The organism is Vibrio genomosp. F10 str. 9ZD137 (genome assembly GCF_049974785.1).
GTDB lineage: Bacteria > Pseudomonadota > Gammaproteobacteria > Enterobacterales > Vibrionaceae > Vibrio.
In genome coordinates this window covers 1-7,529 of record NZ_JBNGCJ010000192.1, presented here as the reverse complement: position 1 = coordinate 7,529, position 7,529 = coordinate 1, and the positions used below count along the sequence as shown (strand labels likewise).

Here is a 7,529-nt window from a genome sequence, read left to right as displayed (position 1 = left end):
CCGTCACCGGTGACAATGCCGCCGTTAGTATTACAGTGATAAACACGGCCAGCGCCACCCGTTGCGAGTACAACCGATTTTGCTTTAATGGTCACGAGTTCACCTTCAGCCATATGAATAGCGATAAGGCCCTGAACTTCGCCATCTTCAACAAGCAGATCAACCACAAAGTACTCATCAAAACGTTTGATTTGCTCGTACTTCATCGAAGTTTGAAATAGGGTATGAAGCATGTGGAAACCGGTTTTATCCGCCGCAAACCAAGTACGCTCGACTTTCATACCACCAAAACGACGAACGTTGATTTCACCGTTCTCTTTTCGACTCCATGGGCAACCCCATTGCTCCATTTGGATCATTTCACGCGTTGCGTTTTTAACAAAGTACTCAACGACATCCTGCTCACATAGCCAGTCACCACCACCAACAGTATCGTTGAAGTGATTATCTAGGCTGTCTTCTTCCTTGACGACGGCTGCTGAACCCCCTTCTGCTGCAACCGTGTGGGAGCGCATAGGGTAAACTTTCGAAATGAGTGCAACTTCTAATTCAGGGTTTGCTTCCGCAGCTGCAATAGCAGTACGAAGACCAGCGCCACCAGCGCCAATGACTGCGATATCTGTGGTGAGTATTTTCACAGTTATCCTCCAGTGAGTAATTGATATTATTGAATACTAGGTACGCTTTATTCCGCTGCCCTAGAGTCTTTATATTCAGAAATCAAAATAGGGATAAAAAGTGGATTTTTATCCCTTCAATTCCAGACCGCCTTTTTAACGGCACAATCAGTTTAGAAGAGCAGAATGAGGAATAAATTGATTCAGTCAGCCTTTTTAGTCGGAAATGCAAACATGAGCATAGTTATTCCATTTTGTGTGATCAATATCATGAAGTAATGGTCGGAAGGGAGTTAGCTGACAGGATTGTCGCTCCCCGAAAGTGTTCCAATGACCATTCTAGAGTGTGCTTTTTAAAGGTAGAATATCGCCATAAACGTTACTTGCTAAATAGAGCTTCTTATGACGAGACAAACCTGGCAACCCAGTGCATCAATTCATCAACTGAAAAAGCGCGCCGCTATACTGGCTAAGATTCGCGAGTTTTTTTATCAGCGACAAGTGATGGAGGTGGATACGCCAGCAATGAGCCATGCTACGGTCACTGATATTCATCTACATACTTTTCAAACGACCTTTATTGGCCCTGAATACGCGCAAGGTTGCCAACTCTATTTCATGACCAGTCCAGAATTTCATATGAAGCGTTTATTAGCGGCGGGAAGTGGGTGCATTTACCAAATGAGCAAGGCGTTTCGTAACGAAGAGAATGGTCGCTACCATAACCCAGAATTCACCATGCTTGAGTGGTATCGAGTAGGCTTTGATCACCATAAGTTGATGGATGAAATGGATGATCTTCTGCAATTGACGCTTGGTTGCAATACGGCAACACGCATGACTTACCAGCAAGCTTTTATGGATGTGTTGGGCATTTGCCCATTAGAAGACTCAATGCAGAGACTAAAACAGTCAGCCTCTACGCTTGGCTTGAGCGATATTGCCAACGATGAACAAGACCGAGATACGCTGTTACAGCTATTGTTTAGTATTGGCGTTGAAAAAGAGATTGGCCAAACTGAACCGGTTTTCGTTTATGGCTTCCCCGCGTCACAAGCGGCATTGGCAAGAATCAACACGCAAGACAAACGAGTATCCGATCGTTTTGAAGTGTATTTTAAAGGGATTGAGCTTGCGAATGGGTTCCATGAGTTGGATGACGCCGATGAGCAATTGGCTCGATTTGAGTCCGACAACCGAAAGCGCGTAGAAATGGGCTTACCAGAGCAACCCATCGATCACCATTTGGTTGCCGCGTTAAGGGCCGGTTTTCCCGCTTGTGCAGGGGTCGCACTTGGGATCGACCGCCTTATTATGCTAGCGCTGCAATGCAAACACATCGATGAAGTGACTGCGTTTCCATTTCCTAGGGCTTAGGTTAGTGACGACTGGTTTTTAAGTTATAAAGACATGGATCGCGGATAGGTGATAGGAGCTTGGTCATCCATTTTTCTAAAGTATATATCCTCGGTCCACTGCTAAAAGGCTGTGCAGAACTGGTTGACTTCACGTCTAGTTGCAATTGAAGCTTATCCTCACTAGCCTCTTTGGCGCTTCCTCGCTATACTCCTGACTGAATTTTAAGCCCTAAACAGTAAGAGCGCAGGATATGCAAGAATACATCGATTTTTTCCAACAAAATATGATCCTATCTTTAGTATGGGTCGGTCTTTTTGCCGCTTTAATTATGAGCTTTGTCAAAGCCGCAACAGCAGCGTATAAAGATGTCACAGCATCTGAAGTGACATTACTTATGAATCGTGAAGACGGTATCGTGGTCGATGTTCGCGCAAAAGACGAGTTCAAAAAAGGCCACATTACAGACGCAGTTCACATTTTACCGTCTGACATCAAAGCGGGTAACTTTAACGGCCTTGAAAAGAACAAAACTAACCCAATCATTGTGGTATGTAAGACAGGTCAAACCGCAGTAGAAAGCGCTAACCTACTTGCAAAAGCAGGCTTTGAAAATGTAAAGCTACTGAAAAATGGTTTGTCAGGCTGGAGCGAAGCTAACTTGCCTTTAGTTCGTGGCAAAAAGTAGTCCGCGGAAAAATAGTGCCTAGGAAAATAGTGCTCAGCAAACATAGAGCGCAATACCCAGTAAGTCGCCCCATTAGCGACGACAGTAAGCCTAGCTTGAATATGTGTTGCCTAAAATGGCAGCACTTATCGTTAAGAGATGTGATACTTTCCACGGAACTGCGGATTTATTTGCGCAAGATGACGTCTCTCGGTTAGTCTGAAAACAGATTAAATTACCCAAATTTTAAGGATTCCCACATGGCTGAAGCAGCACCACAAGAACAAGCTCAAGATTTCGCTATCCAACGTATCTTTCTAAAAGATATTTCTTTTGAAGCGCCTAACTCTCCAGTTATGTTTCAAAAAGAGTGGCAACCAGATGTGAAACTTGACCTAGACACGCAAAGCCGTGAGCTTGGTGAAGGCACTTATGAAGTGGTTCTACGTCTAACTGTGACGGTTAAGAACGCAGAAGAAACGGCTTTCCTATGTGAAGTTCAACAAGGCGGTATCTTCACTGCTGGAAACATGGAAGCGGGTCAACTGGCTCATTGTTTAGGTGCATTCTGCCCGAACATCCTGTTCCCATACGCTCGTGAAACGATTTCTAGCCTAGTGGTTAAAGGTACGTTCCCTCAACTGAACCTTGCACCTGTTAACTTTGATGCATTGTTCATGAACTACCTACAGCAGCAAGCAAAAGACGGCGAAGCTTCTAAAGAGGCGTAAATCGGTTTTTCACTTCAGCGATGAGGTGAAAGGTACGCCTAGTGAATCGATAGCTTATTAAAGAAAATGCACAAAGCATCTAAATAGAATGATGCGATGTGCATTTTTTGTTTAGAATGACAGTAAATGAATCCTTATAAAATGTGATCAGGCAAAGTGAATGACTAACTCAAATTTGAATAATGCTTACGGAAAAGAGATCGCCATGACGGTGATCGGTGCCGGCTCTTACGGTACCTCATTGGCTATTTCTCTGGCTCGCAATGGCGCTAATGTTGTAATTTGGGGGCATGAGCCTGAACACATGGCGCGGTTGGAAGCGGATCGTGCTAATCATGAGTTCCTTCCTGGTATTGATTTCCCAGAATCCTTGATCGTTGAGTCGGACGTTGAGAAAGCCGTTCAAGCAAGCCGAGATTTATTGGTTGTGGTGCCTAGCCATGTGTTCAGCATTGTATTAGGCAGCATAAAACCGCATCTACGCGATGACACAAGGATTTGCTGGGCAACAAAAGGGCTTGAGCCTGAAACAGGTCGCCTGCTTAAAGACGTCGCTCATGAAGTGCTAGGGGAAGGGCGTTCATTGGCCGTGTTGTCTGGGCCAACTTTTGCTAAAGAACTCGCGATGGGCATGCCAACGACGATTTCTGTGGCTTCCCCAGATGATCAGTTTGTGGCGGATCTTCAAGAGAAAATTCACTGCAGTAAGACTTTCCGTGTTTACGCAAACAGCGATTTTACCGGAATGCAGCTGGGCGGTGCAGTCAAAAATGTAATAGCGATTGGCGCAGGTATGTCTGATGGTATCGGCTTTGGTGCTAACGCTCGAACAGCATTGATTACTCGAGGTCTTGCTGAAATGACACGTTTAGGTGAAGCTCTTGGCGCTCAAAAAGAAACCTTTATGGGAATGGCTGGGCTTGGTGATTTAGTGCTTACTTGTACTGATAACCAATCTCGTAATCGACGTTTTGGTCTAGCGCTAGGCTCGGGTAAGGGTGTTGAAGAGGCCCAAGAAGAGATCGGCCAAGTCGTTGAAGGCTACCGCAATACCAAAGAAGTGTGGATGCTTGCAGCTCGAATGGGGGTTGAGATGCCGATTGTTGATCAAATCTACCAAGTGCTGTATCAAGGAAAAGATACACGTGTCGCAGCGCAAGATTTGCTTGCGCGAGATAAAAAATCAGAAGGGAAGTAACAAACACCTTGTGATCAGCGCTCTGGTTAATAGGGTGCTGAGGGTGCTTTGGGAATAGGGATTGATTGATGAAGCATTGTGAAAAAAAGAAAGTATGGCAAGCGATCATTCGCGAAGCTCGAGAGCAATCTGAGCAAGAGCCAATGTTGGCGAGTTTTTATCATGCCACCATTATTAATCATGATAGCTTGGCGGCGGCGTTAAGCTATATCCTCGCGAACAAACTAAAAACCCCATCTATGCCAGCAATGGCGGTACGTGAAGTGGTTGAACAAGCCTTTGCTGCGGATCCGGACATCGGTCACTCCGCGGCCTGTGATATCTGCGCGACCGTGAATCGAGATCCCGCCGTTGCCATGTACTCTATGCCGCTCCTGTATTTGAAAGGCTATCATGCATTGCAAGGCTATCGCGTTGCAAACTGGCTGTGGAAACAAGGCCGAATAGCTCTGGCGACTTACTTGCAAAATCAAATCTCTGTAGCTTGCCAAGTGGATATTCATCCTGCGGCGCAAATTGGTCGCGGCATCATGCTGGATCATGCGACAGGTATTGTGATTGGTGAAACCGCCGTGGTGGAAGACGATGTTTCCATACTTCAAGACGTGACGCTGGGCGGAACGGGCAAAGAGTGTGGTGATCGCCATCCTAAGATTCGCGAAGGGGTCATGATCGGCGCTGGTGCTAAGATTTTGGGTAATATTGAAGTGGGCGAAGGGGCCAAAATTGGTTCTTGTTCTGTGGTCTTACAGGCGGTTCCTGCTCATACCACGGTGGCGGGTGTTCCGGCAAAAATAGTCGGCCGACCAAAAACCGACAAACCATCACTGGATATGGACCAACAGTTTAATGGTAAGTCTCAGAGCTTTATTGGTGGCGATGGTATTTAGCGTATTGACCGTTAAAGTGCCCGAGCAGCAAAATACGCAATAGCAGAATAAAAAAGGACGATACCCAGGTATCGTCCTTTTGGCTTTCTATGACCAGCCTTAAATAAACCCAAGTTCAGGTCTATTTATGCACATTACTGTTTATTTGATTTCATTAAGCTCAGCGAGCACTTCTTCCGCCCAAACTAACCAAGCTTGACGAAGTAATAAATTACGGCGCAAGGTGAGACGTTCTAGTCGTTGAGATTTATCGAGAGTGGCTGGCGTTGCGTAGTAAGCCGCTTCTATCTCTTGATAGTGCGCTACCAGGCTATAAGACTCTTTAATTAACTCGCTAAGTTGAATGCGATACGGACCTGAGTCTTGTACGGCACACGCCATTAATTTAGCAGAAAACTCATCGCGTACGGTTGGGTGTGCTGTAGGTTGATCAAACCATTCACCTAACGCACTGCGGCCAGCATCGGTGATGGAATACACTTTACGATCAGGTTTGCCTTCTTGAGGTTCAAGAACACAGGTAACGAGCTCGTTTTGAGCCATTTTATTGAGTTCACGATACACTTGTTGGTGGCTTGCTTTCCAAAAATAGCCGATGCTAGCGGAAAACTCTTTAGTGATATCGTATCCAGTTGCGTTACGTGTACTAAGTACAGTGAGGATTACGTGTGGTAGTGACATGTCTTAAATCCAAATAGGTCAATAAACTTCAAAATAACGATGTTTAAACATTGGTTGTGCTTCGTAGCACTTATTATTTCTATGTTTAAACAACACCAACTTTATCGTGTTGGTTCTGTCACCTTTATAAGCCGTTTATCACCTAGTTATATTTAAACTGATGTCGATCCTGCGAGATAATTAGTATATGTGTGTTATCGCAGTGGGGCGGTATTATATCTAAATATAAGCATAAAGTGGAATAGATGGACGTATTCACAACAAAAACTGATAAATAACTCAATAAGGCTATTTGTTTAGTTTATCATTCTTCATATTTTATAATTTTATAATTTTTATATCGCGAAATTTAATCGTTTTATACTTTTATAGAGAATAAAAACAAAAAAGCCAGAGAATAAAAACAAAAAGCAGCACAAAATAGTGCTGCTTTTTTGGTTTTTTTGATCAATGCGTCACCTAATCCGTTACTTGCCGCGTTATTTGGACAGTCACGAGATTAGGCAGTGAAATCGATCAATTACCCTGTATTTCGCATACCTGCCGCAATACCTGCAATGGTCACCATCAGTGCTTCTTCAAGTTCCGCCGACGGTGTGTCCATTTGGCGAGTCCGGTGAAGCAATTCTGCTTGAAGCATGTTGAGTGGCTCAACGTAGATACTGCGAAGACGAATGGACTCTTGGCCCCATGGGTCGCTTTGCATCAAGTTTTCGTTGTTCTCAACATTCAATACGGCTTTGATGTCTTTTTGCAGTTGTTCACGTAGGCGATCACCCAGTGGCAACAACGATGGATCAGCAAGGCGTTCGTCATAGTAGCGAGAAATCTCGATATTACATTTTGAGTACACCATCTCTAGCATACCCAGACGAGTTGAGAAGAATGGCCACTCGCGACACATCTCTTCTAACAGCGCTTGGTGACCTTTATCAACGGAGTACTGGATTGCTTCACCTGCCCCTAACCATGCGGGTAACACAAGGCGGTTTTGACTCCATGAGAAGATCCATGGAATAGCACGCAAGCTTTCAACACCGCCATTCGGGTTACGTTTTGCAGGGCGAGAGCCGAGAGGCAACATGCCGAGTTCAAGTTCTGGTGTTGCTTGTCGGAAATACGGTACAAAGTCAGGCTCTCCTTGCACGATATTACGGTAAGACTCACAAGAGACTTCCGACAATACGTCCATGAGATCGCGCCAATCTTGTTTTGGCTCTGGAGGTGGAAGTAGGTTCGCTTCTAAAATCGCACTGGCGTACATATTGAAGCTGTTGACAGCCACTTCAGGTAAACCAAGCTTAAAGCGGATCATTTCCCCTTGTTCTGTAACTCGTAAGCCGCCTTTCAAGCTTTTTGGTGGCTGAGATAACAGATCGGAAGAGCGGT

8 protein-coding genes are annotated in these 7,529 nt (G+C 44.9%); 5 read left to right on the top strand and 3 right to left on the bottom strand.

What is annotated here, in order from left to right; all coding sequences use genetic code 11:
- Positions 1–638, bottom strand: a 638-nt coding sequence (locus ACP45E_RS02500; RefSeq protein ID WP_141707196.1) for an FAD-binding protein, incomplete at its 3' end; no start/stop codon positions are given.
- Between the two features lie 381 nt (positions 639–1,019).
- On the opposite strand from ACP45E_RS02500, the gene epmA reads away from it, so the two are divergent.
- The 5 genes from epmA (at position 1,020) to cysE (ending at position 5,459) form a co-directional block, all read left to right on the top strand.
- Positions 1,020–1,994 (top strand): elongation factor P--(R)-beta-lysine ligase, encoded by a 975-nt coding sequence (gene epmA / locus ACP45E_RS02495; RefSeq protein ID WP_017038304.1) that lies wholly within the window; start codon positions 1,020–1,022, stop codon positions 1,992–1,994.
- Between the two features lie 232 nt (positions 1,995–2,226).
- Positions 2,227–2,661 (top strand): rhodanese-like domain-containing protein, encoded by a 435-nt coding sequence (locus ACP45E_RS02490; RefSeq protein WP_017038303.1) that lies wholly within the window; start codon positions 2,227–2,229, stop codon positions 2,659–2,661.
- A 239-nt stretch (positions 2,662–2,900) separates the two neighbouring features.
- The gene (secB, locus tag ACP45E_RS02485; protein ID WP_017036786.1) at positions 2,901–3,371 is read left to right on the top strand and encodes a protein-export chaperone SecB; all 471 of its coding nucleotides are present in this window, start codon (positions 2,901–2,903) and stop codon (positions 3,369–3,371) included.
- A gap of 160 nt (positions 3,372–3,531) precedes the next feature.
- Complete coding sequence (gene gpsA, locus ACP45E_RS02480; protein WP_069584663.1) at positions 3,532–4,569, top strand: NAD(P)H-dependent glycerol-3-phosphate dehydrogenase; 1,038 nt, start codon at positions 3,532–3,534, stop codon at positions 4,567–4,569.
- A gap of 68 nt (positions 4,570–4,637) precedes the next feature.
- Entirely contained in the window at positions 4,638–5,459 is an 822-nt protein-coding gene (gene cysE / locus ACP45E_RS02475) for a serine O-acetyltransferase (RefSeq protein ID WP_017038301.1), read from the top strand.
- Between the two features lie 141 nt (positions 5,460–5,600).
- Here the strand turns inward: cysE and ACP45E_RS02470 are convergent, their stop codons facing one another.
- Positions 5,601–6,140 carry a PadR family transcriptional regulator gene (locus ACP45E_RS02470; protein WP_017036783.1) on the bottom strand — a complete coding sequence of 180 codons (540 nt, stop codon included), beginning with the start codon at positions 6,138–6,140 and terminating at the stop codon, positions 5,601–5,603.
- A 520-nt stretch (positions 6,141–6,660) separates the two neighbouring features.
- On the bottom strand, positions 6,661–7,529 hold an 869-nt coding region (locus ACP45E_RS02465), incomplete at its 5' end, for a phosphoenolpyruvate carboxylase (protein ID WP_141707195.1).